Annotated in this window: 16 protein-coding genes; 6 read left to right on the top strand and 10 right to left on the bottom strand. The window is 73.7% G+C overall.

Annotated features, from left to right (window positions below):
- Positions 1 to 4: 4 nt before the first annotated feature.
- Complete coding sequence (locus ACIQM4_RS24900) at positions 5 to 1,225, top strand: oligopeptide/dipeptide ABC transporter ATP-binding protein (RefSeq protein WP_401595691.1); 1,221 nt, start codon at positions 5 to 7, stop codon at positions 1,223 to 1,225.
- Positions 1,222 to 2,235 (top strand): oligopeptide/dipeptide ABC transporter ATP-binding protein, encoded by a 1,014-nt coding sequence (locus tag ACIQM4_RS24895; protein WP_401595552.1) that lies wholly within the window; start codon positions 1,222 to 1,224, stop codon positions 2,233 to 2,235. The genes ACIQM4_RS24900 and ACIQM4_RS24895 overlap by 4 nt, the downstream gene beginning before the upstream one ends.
- Before the next feature lie 105 nt (positions 2,236 to 2,340).
- On the opposite strand, the gene ACIQM4_RS24890 is transcribed toward ACIQM4_RS24895, so the two are convergent.
- Positions 2,341 to 2,544 (bottom strand): CsbD family protein, encoded by a 204-nt coding sequence (locus ACIQM4_RS24890; RefSeq protein WP_401595549.1) that lies wholly within the window; start codon positions 2,542 to 2,544, stop codon positions 2,341 to 2,343.
- A gap of 193 nt (positions 2,545 to 2,737) precedes the next feature.
- Here ACIQM4_RS24890 and ACIQM4_RS24885 point away from each other — a divergent pair, with 193 nt between their 5' ends.
- A complete protein-coding gene (locus tag ACIQM4_RS24885; RefSeq protein WP_401595546.1) occupies positions 2,738 to 4,690 on the top strand; it encodes a flavin monoamine oxidase family protein in 1,953 nt (650 codons plus the stop codon).
- 126 nt (positions 4,691 to 4,816) lie between these two features.
- On the opposite strand, the gene ACIQM4_RS24880 is transcribed toward ACIQM4_RS24885, so the two are convergent.
- The 9 genes from ACIQM4_RS24880 to rimP all read right to left on the bottom strand — a co-directional run bounded on the left by ACIQM4_RS24880 (position 4,817) and on the right by rimP (position 16,776).
- On the bottom strand, positions 4,817 to 5,767 hold the full coding sequence (locus tag ACIQM4_RS24880; protein WP_401595543.1) for a bifunctional riboflavin kinase/FAD synthetase: 951 nt from the start codon (positions 5,765 to 5,767) through the stop codon (positions 4,817 to 4,819).
- Between the two features lie 85 nt (positions 5,768 to 5,852).
- Positions 5,853 to 9,488 (bottom strand): trypsin-like peptidase domain-containing protein, encoded by a 3,636-nt coding sequence (locus ACIQM4_RS24875; RefSeq protein WP_401595540.1) that lies wholly within the window; start codon positions 9,486 to 9,488, stop codon positions 5,853 to 5,855.
- 125 nt (positions 9,489 to 9,613) lie between these two features.
- Positions 9,614 to 10,516 (bottom strand): tRNA pseudouridine(55) synthase TruB, encoded by a 903-nt coding sequence (gene truB, locus ACIQM4_RS24870; protein ID WP_401595538.1) that lies wholly within the window; start codon positions 10,514 to 10,516, stop codon positions 9,614 to 9,616.
- The gene (rbfA, locus tag ACIQM4_RS24865) at positions 10,513 to 10,962 is read right to left on the bottom strand and encodes a 30S ribosome-binding factor RbfA (protein ID WP_401595535.1); all 450 of its coding nucleotides are present in this window, start codon (positions 10,960 to 10,962) and stop codon (positions 10,513 to 10,515) included. The genes truB and rbfA overlap by 4 nt, the downstream gene beginning before the upstream one ends.
- A gap of 26 nt (positions 10,963 to 10,988) precedes the next feature.
- Complete coding sequence (locus tag ACIQM4_RS24860; RefSeq protein WP_401595532.1) at positions 10,989 to 11,282, bottom strand: DUF503 domain-containing protein; 294 nt, start codon at positions 11,280 to 11,282, stop codon at positions 10,989 to 10,991.
- Between the two features lie 177 nt (positions 11,283 to 11,459).
- On the bottom strand, positions 11,460 to 14,615 hold the full coding sequence (gene infB / locus ACIQM4_RS24855; protein ID WP_401595529.1) for a translation initiation factor IF-2: 3,156 nt from the start codon (positions 14,613 to 14,615) through the stop codon (positions 11,460 to 11,462).
- A gap of 155 nt (positions 14,616 to 14,770) precedes the next feature.
- The gene (locus ACIQM4_RS24850) at positions 14,771 to 15,061 is read right to left on the bottom strand and encodes a YlxR family protein (protein WP_401595527.1); all 291 of its coding nucleotides are present in this window, start codon (positions 15,059 to 15,061) and stop codon (positions 14,771 to 14,773) included.
- A 120-nt stretch (positions 15,062 to 15,181) separates the two neighbouring features.
- Entirely contained in the window at positions 15,182 to 16,234 is a 1,053-nt protein-coding gene (gene nusA / locus ACIQM4_RS24845) for a transcription termination factor NusA (RefSeq protein ID WP_401595525.1), read from the bottom strand.
- Between the two features lie 2 nt (positions 16,235 to 16,236).
- Positions 16,237 to 16,776 (bottom strand): ribosome maturation factor RimP, encoded by a 540-nt coding sequence (gene rimP, locus ACIQM4_RS24840; RefSeq protein WP_401595522.1) that lies wholly within the window; start codon positions 16,774 to 16,776, stop codon positions 16,237 to 16,239.
- Between the two features lie 153 nt (positions 16,777 to 16,929).
- Between rimP and ACIQM4_RS24835 the strand changes: the two genes are divergently transcribed.
- The 3 genes from ACIQM4_RS24835 to ACIQM4_RS24825 are packed head-to-tail and all read left to right on the top strand — an operon-like array spanning position 16,930 to position 18,789.
- Entirely contained in the window at positions 16,930 to 17,427 is a 498-nt protein-coding gene (locus ACIQM4_RS24835; protein WP_401595520.1) for a hypothetical protein, read from the top strand.
- A complete protein-coding gene (locus tag ACIQM4_RS24830) occupies positions 17,424 to 17,858 on the top strand; it encodes a ferritin-like domain-containing protein (RefSeq protein WP_401595517.1) in 435 nt (144 codons plus the stop codon). The genes ACIQM4_RS24835 and ACIQM4_RS24830 overlap by 4 nt, the downstream gene beginning before the upstream one ends.
- Before the next feature lie 31 nt (positions 17,859 to 17,889).
- Positions 17,890 to 18,789, top strand: coding sequence for an aminoglycoside phosphotransferase family protein (locus ACIQM4_RS24825; protein WP_401595514.1), 900 nt, complete (start codon positions 17,890 to 17,892; stop codon positions 18,787 to 18,789).
- The last annotated feature ends 41 nt before the right edge of the window (positions 18,790 to 18,830 follow it).

Here is an 18,830-nt window from a genome sequence, read left to right as displayed (position 1 = left end):
GACCGTGAAACCGCCCGGCTCCCCGGGCACGCCGACCACGGCACCGGTGCTGGAACTGCGGAACCTGCACGTCACCTACGGCCAGGACGTCCATGCGGTACGGGGCGTTGACCTCACCCTCGCGGCCGGGCAGAAGCTCGGTGTCGCCGGCGAGTCCGGCTGCGGCAAGTCGACCCTCGCGCTGGCGCTGCTGCGGCTGCTGCCGGCGAGCGCGAAGCTGACCGGGGAGATCCTGCTGGACGGTGAGGACGTCCTCACCATGAAGTGGGGCCGGCTGCGGGCGGTCCGCTGGGCGGGCGCCTCGATCGTCTTCCAGGGGGCGATGCACTCGCTCAACGCGGTGCACCGCATCGGTGACCAGATCGCCGAACCCGTTCTGACCCACCGGCAGGCCACCCCGGCCGCGGCCCGCAGGCGCGCGGGTGCGCTCCTCGAACAGGTCGGGTTGCCCGCCGCCCGCGCGGACGCGTATCCGCACGAGCTCTCCGGCGGTCAGCGCCAGCGCGTGATGATCGCCATGTCACTGGCCTGCGACCCGCACCTGATCGTCGCCGACGAGCCGACGACCGCGCTCGACGTCATGATCCAGGCCCAGATCCTGCGCCTGATCGAGCGGTTGGTGGCCGACCAGAACATCTCCTTGCTGATGATCAGCCACGACCTCGCGGTGCTCGCGGACACCTGCGACCGGCTGGCCGTGATGTACGCCGGGCGGGTGGTGGAGGAGGGCCCGGCGGGGGACGTCCTCACCCGGGCCCAGCACCCCTACGGGCGCGCCCTGTCCGCCGCCTTCCCCCGCGTCGGCGACCTGGCGTCCCGGCGGGCGCCGCGCGGACTGCCCGGTGACCCGCCGGACCCGGCAGGTCTGCCGTCCGGCTGCACGTTCCATCCCCGGTGCGCGGTGTCACTGGCCTCCTGCACCACGGACGACCAGCCGCTGCGGGCCGCGGGGCCGTCCCACCGGGCGGCATGCGTGCACGTGGGGACCACCGCCCCGCCCGGGCCGGTGGGGACCACCGCCCCGCCCGGGCCCCCGGCCGCCGACCGGACCACGCCCCCGGGCGAGGTCGTGCCCCCTGCCCAGCCCCCGGGCGGGGTCATGCCTCCTGCCCGGTCCGCGGGCGATGTCGTGCCCCCTGCCCAGTCCCCGGGCGGGGACATCCCTCCTGCCCCGCCCCCGACCGCGGCCCCTGCCCGCCCCGAGGAAGGGACCGAGCGTCCATGACCACCGCCGAAGCCTCCACCGCGCCCGCCGCGCCCCTCCTCCTGGCCCGCGACCTGCGCCTCACCTTCCCCGGCCGCCGCGGCGCCCCTCCCGCCCGGGCGGTGGACGGCGTCGACCTCGCGCTGGCGCCCGGCGAGATCCTCGCCCTGGTCGGCGAGTCGGGCTGCGGCAAGACCACCCTGGCCCGCACCCTGCTGGGTCTCGCCAGGCCGACCTCAGGCGAGGTCGCCTTCGGGGGGGCCGCCCTCGACTACCGCTCGCGCGCGCTCAAGGCGTACCGCAAGCGCGTCCAGCTCGTCCTCCAGGACCCCAGCGGTTCGCTCAACCCCCGGCACACCGTGTACGACGCCGTCGCCGAGGGTCTGCGTATCCACGGCTTCGACGGGGACGAGCGCGCCGCCGTCGCCGAGGCACTGTCCCGGGCCGGCCTGCGCCCGCCCGAGCGGTTCTTCCTGCGTTACCCGCACGAGCTCTCCGGCGGCCAGCGCCAGCGCGTCGTGATCGCGGGGGCGCTGGTGCTGGGTCCCGAACTCATCGTCGCCGACGAGCCGGTGGCCTCCCTCGACGCGTCGGTGCGCGGTGAGATCCTCGCGCTGCTCCTGCAACTCCGCGACGAACTGGGCCTGTCGGCCCTCGTCGTCACTCACGACCTCGGCCTGGCCTGGAACATCGCGGACCGGGTGGCGGTCATGTACCTGGGCCGGATCGTGGAGAGCGGACCGGTCGAGGACGTCCTGACCTCGCCGCGACACCCCTACACCCAGGCGCTGTTGTCGGTTCTTCCGGAGGCGGCGGGGGCGCCCGTCGTCCTCACCGGCGAGCCGCCGGACCCGTCCCGCATCCCGTCCGGCTGCCGCTTCCACGCCCGCTGCCAGGTACTCGCATCCGGCCGGGCCGAAGCGGCGGGGGTGGCGGACAGGTGCAGGACCGAAGCGCTGCCGGTACTGCCCGCGGGGAGCGACACCGCGCAGGTCGCCTGCCACTGGGCGACGGCCACCGAGCAGCCGTAGCCCATTCCCGGCAGAGCGCCGGAGCGGGCCCCGTAGGGGGCGGGCGCGGAACGCCGGAGCGGGCCCGGGTGCACCCGGGCCCGCTCCGTCACCGCACGCGGGGCGTCAGCGCTTGTCGTCGTCCCCGCGGCTGAACGAGTCCTTGATGCCCTCGGCCTTGTCCTTGGCCTTGTTGCCCATCTCCTGGGCCTTGCCCTTGGCCTGGTCGGCCTTGCCCTCGGCCTCCAGCCGGTCGTTGCCGGTGGCCTTGCCGCCCATCTCCTTGGCCTTGCCCTTGAGCTTGTCGAAAGTGCTCTCGTTGTCAGTCACGGGTTCTGCCTTTCACAGGGGTACGGATCTCCGACCGCTTCGCCGCGGGTACGGATCGCTGACCACGTTGCCGCAGCCGCCCCGCTTCCGCATGTGGAGAGCGCCTCCGGGCGCTGGGCGGAACGGGTGAACCGATCCCCTCGTTCGAGTGTTTCCGTCCCCGTGGGACCCGCCGGGCCCGAACGTAGGCCAAATGACACCCACCCCTTACGAAGCCCCTGAAAACGCACGGCCTTCGCGGCGTACGGTCATCGCCGCGACCGGCGCCGCAGCCGTCGCGCTGCCCGGCACCGCGCTCGCCGCTCCCGCAACCCCGCCCTCCTTGCCCGCGCCGCGGCCCACCCGGGCCGGCCGGGCCGCCGAAGGGGGCGGCGCGCCCCGTGACGTCTGCCTCGCGGTGGCCCGCGCCATCCTCGTACTCGACGGCGACAACCAGCCCCTGGTCCCCGGCTACGGTCGGATCCTGTTCGGCGACGGCCTGCCGCGCAGCCGCCGCGCCCCCAAGAAGGTGCTGGTCGTCGGCGCGGGACCGGCCGGGATGACCGCTGCACACCTCCTCCTCCAGGCCGGGCACAAGGTCACCGTCATCGAGGCGAACGGCAACCGGGTGGGCGGCCGGATCAAGACCTTCCGCACCGGCGGCCACGAACAGGCCGCCCAGCCCTTCGCCGACCCCCAGCAGTACGCCGAGGCCGGCGCGATGCGCATCCCCGGCAGTCATCCCCTGGTCACCGGGCTGATGGACTCCCTCGGGCTGCGGCGGCGCCGCTTCCACCTCACCGACGTGGACGCCTCGGGCAAGCCCGCGCTGCGCACCTGGATCCTGGTCAACGGCGTCCGGGCGCGCCGGGCCGACTACCGCGCCGACCCCCGCGAGGTGAACCGGTCCTTCGGCGTCCCCGCGCAGTACGAGAACGTGCCCGCGGCGGACATCGTGCGCGCCGCGCTCGCGCCCGCCCGTGAGCTGATCGACGGCAGGAGCGGCGAGGAGCTGGTCGAGGGCTGGGCGACGGTGCTGGAGAGGTACGGCCACTGGTCGATGTACCGGTACCTGACCGAGGAGGCGGGGCTCGACGACGCGACGATCGACCTGATCGGCACGGTCGAGAACATGACGTCCCGGCTGCACCTCGCCTTCCTGCACAGCTTCCTGTCGGCGGCGCTGATCAGCCCGGACACCGCGTTCTACGAACTGCCCGGCGGCACCGCGACGTTCGCCGACGCGCTCTACGCCCATGTGCGCGAGGCGGTACGGCTCGACCGGCGCGCGGTGCGGGTCGAGCACGGCGGGCGGGGTGTCAGCGTGCACACCGTCTCGGAGGGCCGGGACGGCGCGGAGGTGGTGCGGGAGACCTTCCGCGGCGACGAGGTGATCCTCACCGTGCCGTTCAGCGGGCTGCGCCACGTCACCTTCACGCCCGCCCTCTCGTACCGGAAGCGGCGCACGGTCACCGAGGTGCACTACGACTCGGCGACCAAGGTGCTGCTCGAATTCTCGCGCCGCTGGTGGGAATTCTCCGAGGCGGACTGGAAGCGTGAGCTGGAGGCGGTCCGACCCGGTCTGTACGAGGCCTACCGGCGCGGCGGGGCGCCCGCGGACGGCTCGCTGCTCGGTGCGCACCCCTCCGTGCCGAAGGGGCACATCTCGCAGAGCCAGCGGGTGCACTACGCGGCGCACCGGGCGAACATGCCCGACCAGCCGGAGGCGGCGCAGGTGATCGGCGGCGGGTCGATGTCCGACAACCCCAACCGGTTCATGTTCGAGCCTTCGCACCCGGTGCCGGGCAGCGCGGGCGGAGTGCTGCTGGCCTCTTACAGCTGGGCGGACGACGCTTTGAAGTGGGACTCCTTCGACGACGAGGAGCGCTACCCGCGGGCGCTGGGCGGGGTGCAGGACGTGTACGGGCAGCGGATCGAGGTGTTCTACACGGGGGTCGGCAGGACGCAGTCGTGGATGCGGGACCCGTATGCGTACGGGGAGGCGTCCGTGCTGCTGCCCGGCCAGCACACGGAGCTGTTCCCCGACATCCCGGCGGCCGAGGGCAGACTGCACTTCGCGGGCTGCCACACGTCGGTCAAACCGGCCTGGATCGAGGGGGCGCTGGAGTCCGCGGTGCGCACGGCACTTGAGGTGCACACGGGCTGAGTGCGCGGGAGGGGCCGGTGTTCACCACCGGCCCCTCCCGGGTCGGTGCGCCACCGGATCCCTCCCAGGCCGGTGTTCGCCACCGGATCCCTCCCAGGCCGGTGTTCGCCACCGGCCCCCTTCTACCTACGCGTCCGCGTCCGCGGTCAGGGACCGCGACTGCTTCACGTCGTCCGCGATCGCTTCGAGCAGCGCGTCGATCGACTCGAACTTCGCCATCCCACGCACGTACGCCAGGAATTCCACGGCCACGTGCAGCCCGTACAGATCCAGACCCACCCGGTCGATGGCATACGCCTCCACCGTCCGCTTCTTGCCCTCGAACTGCGGGTTGGTGCCCACCGAGATCGCCGCGGGCATCCGCTCGCCGTCGGCGGTCAGCCAGCCCGCGTACACCCCGTCGGCGGGGATCGCGGTGTGCGGCAGGGTCTCCACGTTGGCCGTCGGGTAGCCCAGCTCGCGGCCGCGCTGCTCGCCGCGTACGACCACGCCCTCCACGCGGTGCGGACGGCCCAGGATCTCGGCGGCGCCGGTCATGTCGCCCTCTGCGACGAGGCGCCGGGTGAGGGTGGAGGAGAACGGTTCGCCGCCGCCGGCCGTGCCGCTCACGAACAGGTCGACGACCTCGACGCCGTAGTCGTACGTCGGGCCCAGCTCGGCGAGGAAGGTGACGTTCCCCGCGGCCTTGTGCCCGAACCTGAAGTTCGGCCCCTCCACGACGAGCCGTGCGTGCAACTTGTCGACCAGCACCTTCACCACGAACTCGGCGGGCGAGAGCTTCGAGAACTCCACGGTGAACGGCAGGATCAGCAGCGCGTCCACGCCCAGTTCCGCCATCAGCTCGGCGCGCCGGTCGTACGGTGCGAGCAGCGGCGGGTGGCTGCCGGGGCGGACGACCTCGCTGGGGTGCGGGTCGAAGGTCACCACGACCGACGGCACGCCCAGCTCACGGGCCCGCTCCACCGCCCGTCCGATGATCAGCTGATGCCCTCGGTGCACGCCGTCGTAGGAGCCGATGGTGACGACGCTGCGTCCCCAGTCCTGGGGGATGTCCTCCAAGCCGCGCCAGCGCTGCACTGTGACCGCTCCTTGTACGTCTCTGGTACGTGATGTGGGCTGCCCGGCGGCCCTGCCGGACCCCGAAGCCTGCTCTTACGCAGGTCTAAGACTGCCATGCCCACGCCCGGTGCCCCGCATCGGTGCCCCCGTCCTCCCGCCGGGGCGGGACGGCCCCGGCCAGCGTCCGTACCGTCCGCCGCGAGCTGGGGCCGACCAGGGCCGCCCACTGCTCCGGCGCGTCGGCCAGCCACCCGCCGAGCAGCCGGGCGAAACCGGGCATCTCACGTGCCAGGGCGACGAGCCGCCGGTCGAAGCACAGGGCGCCTTCGGGCGTACGGACGAGCAGGTGGGCGACCCGTCGCACCAGCTCCGCGGTCCGCTCGCCCGCCCGGCCCCTCGCCCCGTGCGCGACGGCCGTGAGCACCGCCTCCAGCACGGCGGGCCCCTCCCCCGTAGCGCGTGCCCGTGCCTCCTCCCCGGCCAGGAGTACGTCGAGGAGCTCGGCGCGCAGCGCGCCTGACTCCGCGGTCCCCGGCGCCGCGAGCACCGGCGCCAGCGCCGCCCGCAGCTGCCACGGGCCCTCCCGCAACATCCCGCACACCTGAGCACGCAGTGCGGCCCGCGCCTCGGGACCGCTCTCCAGCCGGATGCCGGCGAAGGCCGCCACGTGGTCCGCGCCTGCCGGGCACCGCGCCGCGTAGCCGTCGACGAGTGCGGCCGCGCGGCCGGCGGGGCCGGGCGGGTGCACCTGCGCCAGTGCGCGCACCACCTCGCCGCCCCGGGGGTCGGCGGCGTGCAGTGCGGTACCGAGCGCCGCCAGGACGGGCTCCGGGTGGGTGCTCGCCGCGGCGACGAGCGCGTCGGCAGGCACCCGCGGTTCCCCGACGACGAACGCGGCCAGGGCGCGCGGCAGGAACCGCGACCGCGACGCCGGATCCCGTACGAGAAGTGCCAGCGCCGCCCCGTGCAGGCTCACGTCCTCCGGCCTGGCCAGCAGCGCGAGCGCGGCGAAGCGCAGCAGTTCCCGGTCCGCGTCCCGCGTCGCGCTCCTGGCCACCACGCATCCGTAGGAGGCGGCGGCCACCCGACGCTCGGCCCTCGTGTCGTGCGCCCAGCGGTCGACGGCGCGGCACAGTGCGGCCGGCTCGTCGGCGGCGAGCACATGCAGCAACTCGTCAGCTCGGGCGTGCCCCGCCTGCGCCAGGGTCTCCACGAGGTCGTCGACGGCGAGCGCCCGGTGGGTGTGCAGCACGGCCTGGGCGACCTCGGCGACGGTGAGCCCGGCCTCCCCCGGCAGCACCCGCCCGTCCGTGAACCAGCCGCACAGCAGCACCTGCGTGCGGCGCACGTCGGCGACGAGCAGGCGCACCAGGGCGTCGAGGTACCGGGGCCCCGCGCCGCCCGGTGCGGGCGCGGGCCGCGGGGCCCCGTCCGCGAGCACGAGCACCCGCAGCAGGTCGACCCGCTCGGCGTGGCCGACCCGGACCCGCTCCCAGAACCAGGGCCCGAACCGGCCGAGACCGCCGAGACCCGACGGCCCGCCCGCCCGCAGCGAACGCGCCGTGACCGCGGCGGCCAGCTCCTGGAGCACCGCGCCGTACGCGTCGGCGTCGGGCACCCGCAGCAGGGTCTCCGCGAGCAACTGGGCGGCCCACCACAGGGCGTCGGCGTCCTCCTCCTCGTCCGCCGGCTCCTCCAGCGCAGCGATCAGCCCGCGCAGCCGCACCGCGAGCGCGTCCGCTCCCGCGGTGCGTCCCAGCAGCAGCACGGCCTCGATCACCGGCCCGATCCGGTGCCGTGGCACCGGCAGCACCCGCGCGGCACCCGAGGCGCCCGCCGAACTCCCCGCCCCTTTGTGCACCAGCGTCCCCAGCGCCTCCGTCAGGTCCAGGTGCGCGCCCTGCACCCAGTCCGCCACCTCCTCGTGCGCGAACCGGTAGCCGGCTCCCGCCGGTACCAGCACACCCTCCGTCAGTACCGCCGACGCCCAGCCCGTACGCCACGGGAAGATCTCCTCGAAGGCGTCCCTGGCCAGCTCTCCCTGGCCGGGGCCCAGGCAGCGCCGCGCCGCCTCGTGCACCCGGCCCGAGACCTCGGCCGCCAGCCGCCGCACCGCGCTGCCCCGCGGGGCCGGGCGTCCGGCGGCAGCCACCCGTACCGCGATCCGCAGACAGACGAGTCCCAGGTGTGCCTCGAACACCTCCTCCCGGGTGGGGCAGCCCGGGGCGCCGCCGGCAGGCAGCGCGGCCCGGACCTCGGCGAGCAGCCGCAGCGTCAGCGGATGCCGGGCGTCCATCTCGGCGAGGGCCCCGTCCTCGATGCCGTAACGCTCCCGGGCGCAGGCCGCCTCCGTCCCGTCCAGATCGCCGATGAGCACTGCCGGGGGCAGCCGCTCGGTCCGCGCCGGATACAGGATTTCCGGCGGGTAGAGCGCTCCGGCCTGCTCCCAGTGCTCCGGCCTGCACGCGACCACCAGCCGCGCGCCGCACGCCCGCAGCCAGGCAGCCGTCCCCGCCGTCCACTGCCGGAGCCGGTGGGCGAGCCGGGGCGGCATCTCCTCCGGCCCGTCCAGGAGTACGAGCAGGGGGCGGCCGGCGTCCCGGGCCAGGCGCGCCACCCGCTCCGGCGTGGCCGCGCCCATGTCGCCGAGGGCCCCCGACGCGGCGACGATCCGCCCCGCGCGGCCCAGCGCCCGGCCCACCGCGTCCGCCACCGAGGTGTCGGCGTCCCGCAGATCGGCCCCGCGCAGCCACACCGTCGGCGCGGGCGCGGCCCCGCGTGCCCGCCGTGCGGCCAGCGCGGTGAGCTCGGTGGTCCTGCCGGTCCCCGGCGCGCCCACCAGGGCGAGCACCGCGGCGCCGCCCGCCGGCTGCGCGGGGTCCGTGAACCGCGCGAACTCCCGCACCAGCGCGCCGCGTTCGACCGGGTCCTGCCAGCTGTCCGGCCCACCGGCGGACCCCAGCGACGTGGCGGTGAGCTGGAGGGCCCCCGCCAGGTTCAGGTCCTCCCCGTACGCGGGCACGCACGCGGCGTTCCGCCGCAGCAGCTCCCGCAAGGGGCTTCCCGGAGCGTTCCCGGCGTCGGTGAGCGGCACCGCGTAACCGGCCGCGCGGGGCGCCCGGGGCGCGTCCCCCGGCTCGGCGGGACGGAGCGTCCGGGGAAGCAGCGCGGTGGCGAGCACCGCCAGTACCGCCCCGCTCTGCGCGTCCAGCACCGGCCCCCCGGCCGCGCCGCCGCCGAGGCGCAGCGCGTCGCTCCCGGCCGTTCCCGTCGCCAGTTCCATGGCGGCGTCCAGGAGGTGGTAGCGGTCGGTCGCCGTGTACGTCACGGGCGCCGCCCCCAGCACCCGTCCCTCCCGCCACCCGCCGGCGGCCAGCCGAACGTACGTCCCGGCCGCGATCCGGGTCCGCCCGGTCACCGGCAGCGGGGGCACGCCGAGCCCCTCGGTGCGTACGAGCGCGAGGCCGGACTCCGGCAGCGGGGTGATGGCGTCGGCTCCGGCAAGACAGGTCCCGCCCCCGGGGGCGTGCAGGGCCAGCCGGGTCAGCCCGTCGACGCACTCGTGGCTGGTGACCACCGTGCCCAGGTCGTCGGCGACGAAGCCGGTGCCGCGCACCCGGCCGGCCAGGTCGCAGATCCGCACCAGGACGACCGGCGGGGCGGGCGCCGCGGCGCGGGCGCCGGCACCCGTGCCGTCGGCGGCTCCCGCCCCGGGCCGGGTCCCGTCGTCCGCCGCCATGGAAGATCACCCCCTGCCCACGACCGTAGGCAGAGGATGATCAGCCGCAGAAGAACGCCTGACGAAAGCGCCCCCTGTCACTCCCCGTATTCACTCCGAGCGCCCCCGCCGGGGGGGGTACCCGGTCAGCCGAAGACGGCCAGGCTCTTGGCCTTGCCGCGCTGGTCCTCGACCAGCGCCAGGAAGCGCCCGTCGGGTCCGTAGACGGCCACCGGGCTGCGCTCGTGCGCCGGCATCTCGATGCGGACGCCGTTCATGATCAGAGCGGCCCGCCTCTCGTCGACGTCCCAGCGCGGGAAGGCCGCCGCCGCCGCGTCCGCGATCGGCATCACGGCCAGTTCCTCCTGGTGCTTGTCCAGGGTGCGCGCCGCGTCCAGTCCGTAGGGGCCCACCCGGGTGCGGCGCAGCGCGGTGAGGTGGCCGCCGACGCCCAGGCCCGCGCCCAGGTCGCGCGCGAGGGCGCGGATGTAGGTGCCGGACGAGCAGACCACGGAGACCACCAGGTCCACCACGGGCGTGCCGTCCTCGGCGACCGCCGGGCGCACGTCGTACACCTGGAAGGAGGAGACGGTCACCGGACGCGCCGGGATCTCGAAGTCCTCGCCCTCGCGGGCCCGCTTGTACGAACGCTTGCCGTCGATCTTGATGGCGCTGACCTTGGACGGCACCTGCATGATCGCGCCGGACAGCGCGGCGACGCCCGCGTCGATGCCCTCGCGGGTCACCGCCGAGGCGTCGGTGGAGCTGATGATGTCGCCCTCGGCGTCGTCCGTGACGGTGTCCTGGCCGAGCCGGACGGTGCCCAGGTACTCCTTCTCGGTCAGCGCGAGGTGGCCGAGCAGCTTGGTCGCCTTCTCGACGCCGAGGACCAGGACCCCCGTCGCCATCGGGTCGAGCGTGCCGGCGTGGCCGACCCGGCGGGTCCTGGCGATCCCGCGCATCTTGGCGACGACGTCGTGCGAAGTGAAGCCGGACGGCTTGTCGACGATGACAAGGCCGTCCGGCGTCTTCGTTGGAGCATTGCTCATACGGCGGCGTCGTCCTCGTCGTCGTCACCGGGCTTCTTGTACGGGTCGGCCTCGCCGGCGAACTTCGCGCCGGAAGAGGTCTCGCGCACCTTGGCGTCGGTGGCCCGCGCCTTGTCGAGGAGGTCCTCGATCGTCTTGGCGTTCTCCGGGAGCGCGTCCGCCACGAAGGTCAGGGTCGGCGTGAACTTGGTGCCCGCCGCCTGCCCGACCGCCGAGCGCAGGACGCCCTTGGCGCTCTGCAGCCCCGCCGCCGCGTTGGCACGGTCCTCGTCGTCGCCGTACACCGTGTAGAAGACCGTGGCCTCCCGCAGGTCACCGGTGACGCGGGTGTCCGTGATCGTCACGTGCGTCCCCAGACGCGGGTCCTTGACCCCGCGCAGGAGCTTCTCGGCGACGACCTGCTGAATGAGGTCCGCCAGCTTCTTCGCCCGAGCGTTGTCGGCCACTGGTCCTTCTCCTTGTGTGTTCTTGCTCAGTCTTCGTCACTGTGCAGCCGCCGCCGTACCGACAGCAGCTCCACCTCTGGCCTGGCGGCGACCATGCGCTCGCACCGGCTGAGTACGTCGTCAATGTGCCCCGTGTCGCCGGACACCACCGCGAGTCCGATCTCGGCCCTGCGGTGCAGGTCCATGTTCCCCACCTCCGCCACGCTGACCGCGAACTTGCGGTGCAGTTCGGCGATGATCGGCCGCACCACGGAGCGTTTCTCCTTCAGCGACCGTACGTCGCCGAGCAGGAGGTCGAAGGACAGGGTCCCCACATACATGTGTGTCCGGATGTCCCGCCGGTTCGGGTTCATGTGCCGCTGCCACTGCTTGGCAGGGACACCAGAACCGTACACGCAACGGCCGGGGCCGCTCGACGGAAATAATCTCCGCCGAGCGGCCCCGACCACTGTCCATCAGGGGCTCAGCCCCAGGTGCACGGTGTCGCTGCGCAGCTGTCAGCCGCGCGGCTTCTCCCGCATCTCGTACGTCGCGATGACGTCGTCGACCCTGATGTCGTTGAAGTTGCCGAGGTTGATACCGCCCTCGAACCCTTCGCGGATCTCGGTGACGTCGTCCTTGAAGCGGCGCAGACCCTGGATGTTGAGGTCCTCGGCGATGACCTTGCCGTCGCGGACGAGGCGCGCCTTGGTGTTGCGCTTGACCTCGCCGGAGCGGATGAGCACACCCGCGATGTTGCCGAGCTTGGACGAGCGGAAGATCTCGCGGATCTCCGCGGTACCGAGCTCGACCTCCTCGTACTCCGGCTTGAGCATGCCCTTGAGCGCTGCTTCGATCTCCTCGATGGCCTGGTAGATCACCGAGTAGTAGCGGACGTCGACGCCCTCGCGCTCGGCCATCTGCTGAGCACGGCCGGCCGCACGGACGTTGAATCCGATGACGATGGCGTCGGAACCCGTCGCCAGGTCGATGTCGGACTCGGTGACCGCACCCACACCACGGTGCAGGACGCGGATGTCGACCTCGTCGGAGACGTCGAGCTGGAGCAGCGAGGACTCGAGGGCCTCCACCGAACCGGACGCGTCACCCTTGATGATGATGTTGAGGTCCTGCACGAGACCGGCCTTGAGGGCCTCGTCCAGGTTCTCCAGGGAGAACCTGACGCCACGGCGGGCGAACGCCGCGTTCCGCTCGCGGGCGGCACGCTTCTCGGCGATCTGCCGGGCCGTGCGGTCCTCCTCGACGACGAGGAAGTTGTCGCCGGCGCCGGGGACGTTGGTGAGACCCAGCACCAGGACGGGGGTCGAGGGACCCGCTTCCTGCACGTTGTTGCCGTTGTCGTCGAGCATGGCGCGCACACGGCCGTAAGCGTCGCCCGCGACCATCGTGTCGCCGACGCGCAGCGTTCCGCGCTGGACGAGGACGGTGGCGACAGCACCACGGCCCTTGTCGAGGTGGGCCTCGATCGCGATGCCCTGTGCGTCCATCTCCGCGTTCGCCCGGAGGTCGAGCGAAGCGTCGGCCGTGAGGACCACGGCCTCCAGCAGGGCCTCGATGTTGAGGCTCTGACGGGCGGAGATGTCGACGAACATCGTGTCGCCGCCGTACTCCTCGGCCACCAGACCGAACTCGGTGAGCTGACCGCGCACCTTGGTCGGGTCGGCACCCTCGACGTCGATCTTGTTGACCGCGACGACGATCGGGACACCGGCGGCCTTGGCGTGGTTGAGCGCCTCGATCGTCTGCGGCATCACACCGTCGTTGGCCGCGACCACGAGGATCGCGATGTCGGTGGACTTCGCACCACGGGCACGCATGGCGGTGAACGCCTCGTGACCGGGGGTGTCGATGAAGGTGATGGCGCGCTCTTCACCGTTGACCTCGGTGGCGACCTGGTACGCACCGATGTGCTGCGTGATGCCACCGGCCTCGCCCGCAACGACGTTCGTCTTGCGGATCGCGTCCAGGAGGCGGGTCTTGCCGTGGTCGACGTGACCCATGACGGTCACGACCGGCGGACGGGAGACGAGCATGTCCTCGCCGCCCTCGTCCTCGCCGAACTCGATGTCGAAGGACTCGAGAAGCTCTCGGTCCTCCTCCTCCGGGCTGACGATCTCGAGGATGAAGTTCATCTCGTCCGCGAGCAGCTTGAGCGTTTCGTCGGAGACGGACTGCGTGGCAGTGACCATCTCGCCGAGGTTCATCATCACGCCGACGAGCGACGCCGGGTTGGCGTTGATCTTCTCGGCGAAGTCGGTGAGCGAGGCACCGCGCGACAGGCGGACGGTCTGTCCGTTGCCGCGGGGCAGCATCACGCCGCCCACGGACGGGGCCTGCATGGCCTCGTACTCCTGGCGCCTCTGACGCTTCGACTTGCGACCGCGACGCGCGGGACCGCCGGGGCGGCCGAAGGCGCCCTGCGTGCCACCACGTGCGTTGGGACCACCCGGACGACCGGCGAAGCCGGGACGACCGCCGCCGCCACCGGGACGACCGGCGAAACCGCCGCCACCGCCACCGGGACCGGCCGGACGGCCGGCGAAGCCGCCGCCGCCACCACCGGGACGACCGGCGAAGCCGCCGCCGCCACCGGGACGACCGCCGCCGCCACCCGGACGGCCTGCGCCGCCACCCGGACCGCGACCGCCGCCACCGGGACCGCCACCAGGACGGGGACCGGCAGCCGGACGCTGCGGCATCATGCCCGGGTTCGGGCGGTTACCGCTGGGAGCACCGCCGGGGCCACCGGCGTTGGGACGTGCGCCACCCTGCGGGCGGGGCATGCCACCGGGGCTCGGACGGCCTGCGCCGCCCTGGCCGCCCTGCGGACGCGGAGCGCCGCCGGGGCCGCCCTGCGGGCGCGGGGCGCCACCGGGAGCACCGGCACCGCCGGGCCGGGGAGCGCCACCGGGACGGGGCGCCTGCGGGCGCGCCATGCCGGTGGAACCGCCGGAGGTGAAGGGGTTGTTGCCGGGACGGGGACCCGAGGGACGGGCACCTCCGGGGCGCGGGGCGCCCTGGCCGGCCGGACGTGCGGGGCGGTCGCCGCCGCGCTCGCCGCCACGGTTGTCGCGCTGGCCGCCCTGCTGGCCGCCGTCACGCTGGGCCGGGGCCGGACGGGCCGGACGCGGGCCGGGGGTGGCGCCTGCGGGACGCGCGGCCGGGGGCGCTGCCGGGGCAGCGTTCTGGGCCGGCGCGGGGGGCGCGGAGAAGTCGGCCTGCGGCACCGGGGTGACCGGGGCCGGCTTGGCCGCCGCGGGCTTGGGGCCCGGACGCGGACCGGCGGCCGGGGCCGGGGTCGCGGCGGGGGCCGTGGGCTCGCTCTTGGGTGCCTCGGCGGCGGCCGGCTTGGGGGCCGGTGCGCCGGGCTTGGGGGCGCCGGGGCGGGGGCCCGCCGCCGGTGCCGGGGTCGCCGCGGACGGTGCCGCGGGCCTGGCCGGCGTCGCCTTGCGGGGCGCGCCGGGCTTTGCTGCGGACTTGCCGGCGTTGCCGCCGGGACCCTGCAGTGCGTCAGTCAACTTGCGTACAACCGGCGCCTCGATCGTCGAGGACGCCGAACGGACGAATTCACCAAGTTCTTGGAGCTTGGCCATGACGACCTTGCTCTCAACACCGAACTCCTTGGCGAGTTCGTATACCCGGACCTTAGCCACTTCGCTCCTTTTAGGTCCGGGTTGAACGCCGGACCGTCGCTACTTCATGGGCGTACTCATCGCGTACTCATCGAGTGCTCATCGCAATCTCGACCTACTTCCAACTCGCGAGGTACCTGACCGCACGGGGACCCGTGCCGTTCGTTTGTTACGTCTTACGGTGTCGCCTGCTCCGCGTACCGCGCCACGTATTTCTCCAGTGGCGCGGTGTCGAACGGACCCTGGCCCCGAAAGGCCCGGGGAAACGCCCGGCGGCGGACCGCCAGGGCGTAACAGGCAGAGGCGGGGTGTACGTAAGCACCCCGGCCGGGCAGCGTACCGCGAGGATCGGGGACACATTCACCCTCGACCACCACGATGCGCAGCAGATCGCTCTTGGCCGCTCGCTCCCGGCAACCCACACAGGTTCGCTCAGGGCATGCGTTGGTATGCGTTTGGCCAGACACGGCTAAGTCTACCTCCCCGCACCGACCTCACCCCTTTGGGGCAAGAATCGAACACCCGTTGGTCCAAAAACCGATGTGGCCCGGGTCTCACCCGGGCACACACCATCACCTGCGGCCCGCTCAGCCGCGGTCGTTCCCGCGCTCCCGGGCCTCACCGCTGTCACGGCGGTACTCACCCGGCTCCTCGCCCTCGCCGAGCTCCTCGGTGTCGGGGCGGATGTCGATGCGCCAACCGGTGAGGCGGGCGGCCAGGCGGGCGTTCTGGCCCTCCTTGCCGATGGCGAGCGAGAGCTGGTAGTCCGGCACGGTCACCCGGGCCGAGCGGGTCGACATGTCGACGACCTCGACCTTGGAGACCCGGGCCGGGGACAGCGCGTTGGCGACCATCTCGGCCGGGTCGTCGGACCAGTCGACGATGTCGATCTTCTCGCCGTGCAGCTCCGCCATGACATTGCGCACACGGCTGCCCATCGGGCCGATGCAGGCGCCCTTGGGGTTGATGCCCGAGCGCGTGGAGCGGACCGCGATCTTGGTGCGGTGGCCGGCCTCGCGGGCGATGGCCTCGATGGTCACCGACCCGTCGGCGATCTCCGGGACCTCCAGCGCGAACAGCTTCTTCACCAGGTTGGGGTGCGTGCGCGAGAGGGTCACGGACGGACCGCGCACCCCCTTGGCGACGCGGACGACGAAGGTGCGCAGGCGCAGGCCGTGCGTGTACTCCTCGCCGGGGACCTGCTCCTGCACCGGCAGGATGGCCTCCAGCTTGCCGATGTCGACCAGCACGTTCTTCGGGTCCTTGCCCTGCTGGACCACACCGACGACGACGTCGCCCTCGATGCCGGCGTACTCGCCGAAGGTCTGGTCGTCCTCGGCGTCCCGCAGCCGCTGCAGGATGACCTGCTTGGCGGTGCTGGCGGCGATCCGGCCGAAGTCGTCGGGGGTGTCGTCGAACTCCTTCGGCTCCTGGCCCTCCTCCAGGTCCGCCGGGTCCTCCTTCGCCCACACGGTGATCGAGCCGCTCTCGCGGTCGAGCTTCACGCGGGCCCGGCGGAAACTGCCCTCGGTGCGGTGGTAGGCGATGAGGAGCGCCTGCTCGATCGCCTCGACCAGTACCTCGAAGGAGATCTCCTTCTCCCGTACCAGACCCCGCAGGGCGCTCATGTCGATGTCCACGGCTACGCCTCCTCTTCCTTCTCGTCGTTCTCGTCGTTCACGTCTGCGTCTGCTTCTGCGTCTCTGTCCTTGCGGTTGAACTCGACCTCGACCCGCGCCTTGGCGATGTCGGCGAATTCCACCCGGCGGGCGGTGGGCCTGCGCCCCTTCACACCCGGCACTTCCAGGTCCAGCCCGTCCTCGTCCACGGCGAGGATCCGCGCGACGAGCTCGGCGCCGTCGCCCAGCGTCAGCTTCGCGAGGCGGCCGGTGGCCCGTACGTAGTGGCGGTGGGCCGAGAGCGGGCGGTCCGCGCCCGGGGAGCTCACTTCGAGGACGTACTCCTCGTCGCCCATCGCGTCGCTCTCGTCGAGCTTCTCCGAGATGGCGCGGCTGACCTCGGCGCACGCGTCGAGCTCGACGCCCTGTTCGGAGTCCACGACGATCCGCAGCATGCGGCGCCGGCCTGCCCGGGACACCTCGATCTCTTCCAGATCCAGGTCCTTCGCGGCGACCAGCGGTTCCAGCAGTTCGCGCAGCCTGTCGCTCTGGGTGGTGCTCATCCGGGTGACTCCTCGGCCGCGTGTGCTGTTGTCTGTTTCGTCTGTGTCAGGTCAAAGGGTATCCGGTCCGAAGGGGTGTTGCCGTCCGTCCCGGACCCGGCGCGGGTACGCTCGCCTGCGGTGATCACCCGGGAACCGAGGGAGACGGACACAGTGCGCACGCCCACCACTCGCAGACGTGCGCTGGCCTGGAGCGGGGCCGCCGCGGCGGGCCTGCTGGCCGGCTGCTCGGACGGCGACAGCTCGGCCGGCTCCTTGGGTACGGAGCACAGCCCGGTCCTGCGGCAGGCGGCGCTGCGCCTGCGTCAGGGCGCGGCGCGTACGAGCAACGACCTGCTGGCCCACTACGACGCCGTGCTGAAGAAGCACCCCGGCGAGGCCGACCGGCTGGCACCGCTGCGCGCCGAGGTCGCCCGGCAGGCGAAGGTGCTGCGCGGCACGGGCCGGGCCGCGCCCGGGACCGCGCCGGTGACCGTGCCGGCCGAGCGGGACGCGGCGGTACGGGACCTGGCCGACGCGGCGCAGCGGGCCTCGGACACCCACCTGGCCGCGGTGGTCCGGGCCACCCCGGAGCTGGCCAGGCTGCTGGCCTCGGTGGCCGCCGCGGGCGCCGTGCACGTGTACCTGCTGACGGACGGGGACCGGAAGTGACGCTGACCGCGGTGCAGGCCGCACTCGCCGCCGAGCACGCGGCGGTCTACGGCTACGGGGTGGTGGGCGGCCGGATCGGCGCCGACCGGCGCGGCGAGGCCCGCGAGGCGTACGACGCGCACCGCGCGAGGCGCGACGCACTGGCCCGCACGGTGCACGACCTGGGCAGCAGGCCCGCGGTCGCGGAGGCCGCGTACGCGCTGCCGTTCCCGGTGCCGGACCCGGCGACCGCGGCGCAGCTCGCCGCCGTCCTGGAGGACCGGGTGGCCGGGGTCTACGCCGACCTGGTGCGCGCCGTGGAGGGGCCGTTGCGGCGGGAGGCGGCCGGGGCGCTGCGCGAGGCGGCGGTGCGGGCCGTCCGCTGGCGGGGCAGGAGCGTAGCCTTTCCTGGGCTCGCCGAACTGACCACTTCGGTACGCGAAGGCGTGTGAGCCTTACGAATCGAAGGAGAACACCCCACCTATGGCTTTCGAACCGTCTGGGCGTCTGGTGAAGGCTCTGGGCGAGGCGCAGGGGGAAGCGGCTGCCGCCGACTGGCTGGGGCGGGTGCCGGCGCTGGCCCAGGAGGCCGTGGCTGCCCGGGAGTTGACGGTCGAGCGGGTGCAGGCGCCGGGCGGCCGGAGCAGCATGGTGGTGCTGGTGCGCCGCCCCGACGGCGCCCAGGGCGCGCTCAAGCTCGCCCCCTCGGCCGCCCACCCGGAGCGGGAGCGGGCGGCCCTGGCCCACTGGAACGGCTGGGGCGCGGTGCAGCTCGCCGAGGACCCGGCCGCCGAGGACGGGGCGCTGCTGCTGGAGCGGCTGCACTGCGAGGTGTCGCTGCGCTCGCTCCCGGAGGCGAAGGCGCTGCTGGAGGCGGCGGGGGTGGTACGGAAGCTGTGGGTCGAGCCGGCGGCGGACCACCCCTTCGAGACCGCCGAGGCGCGTACCGCGCGGCAGACGGCGGCCATGCGGGAGGCTCCCGCCGAGCTGGCCCCGCTGGTCGACGCGGCCCTCGCGGCGCGGGACGAGCTGGTGGCCTCGGGCTCCGAACTCCTCCTGCTGCACGGCAACTTCCGGCAGGGCAAGGTGCTCGGCGGCGACCGCGCGCCGTGGCTGGCGGTCGGCCCCGATCCGCTGGTGGGCGAGCGCGCGTACGACCTGGCGCGACTGGTCAGGGACCGTATCGACGACCAGATCGCGACCGCGGCGGGCTCCCCCGCCACCCGGCGCCGGGTCAACCGCCTCGCCGACTCCCTGGACGTGGACCGGGCGCGGCTGCACGGCTGGACGCTGTTCCGCGCGGTCGAGTCGGGGGTACGGGCGATGGCGGCGGGGCGCAAGCAGGACGGCGAGATGCTCCTGGAGTTCGCCAGCTGGCTGTAGCCGGCTCCCCGGGGCGGCCCGGGGCCGCCTTCAGGGGCGCG

The organism is Streptomyces sp. NPDC091272, from assembly GCF_044757485.1.
GTDB lineage: Bacteria > Actinomycetota > Actinomycetes > Streptomycetales > Streptomycetaceae > Streptomyces.
Note: the sequence above shows the minus strand (reverse complement) of the source record. Positions and strands in the feature narration are given on the sequence as shown.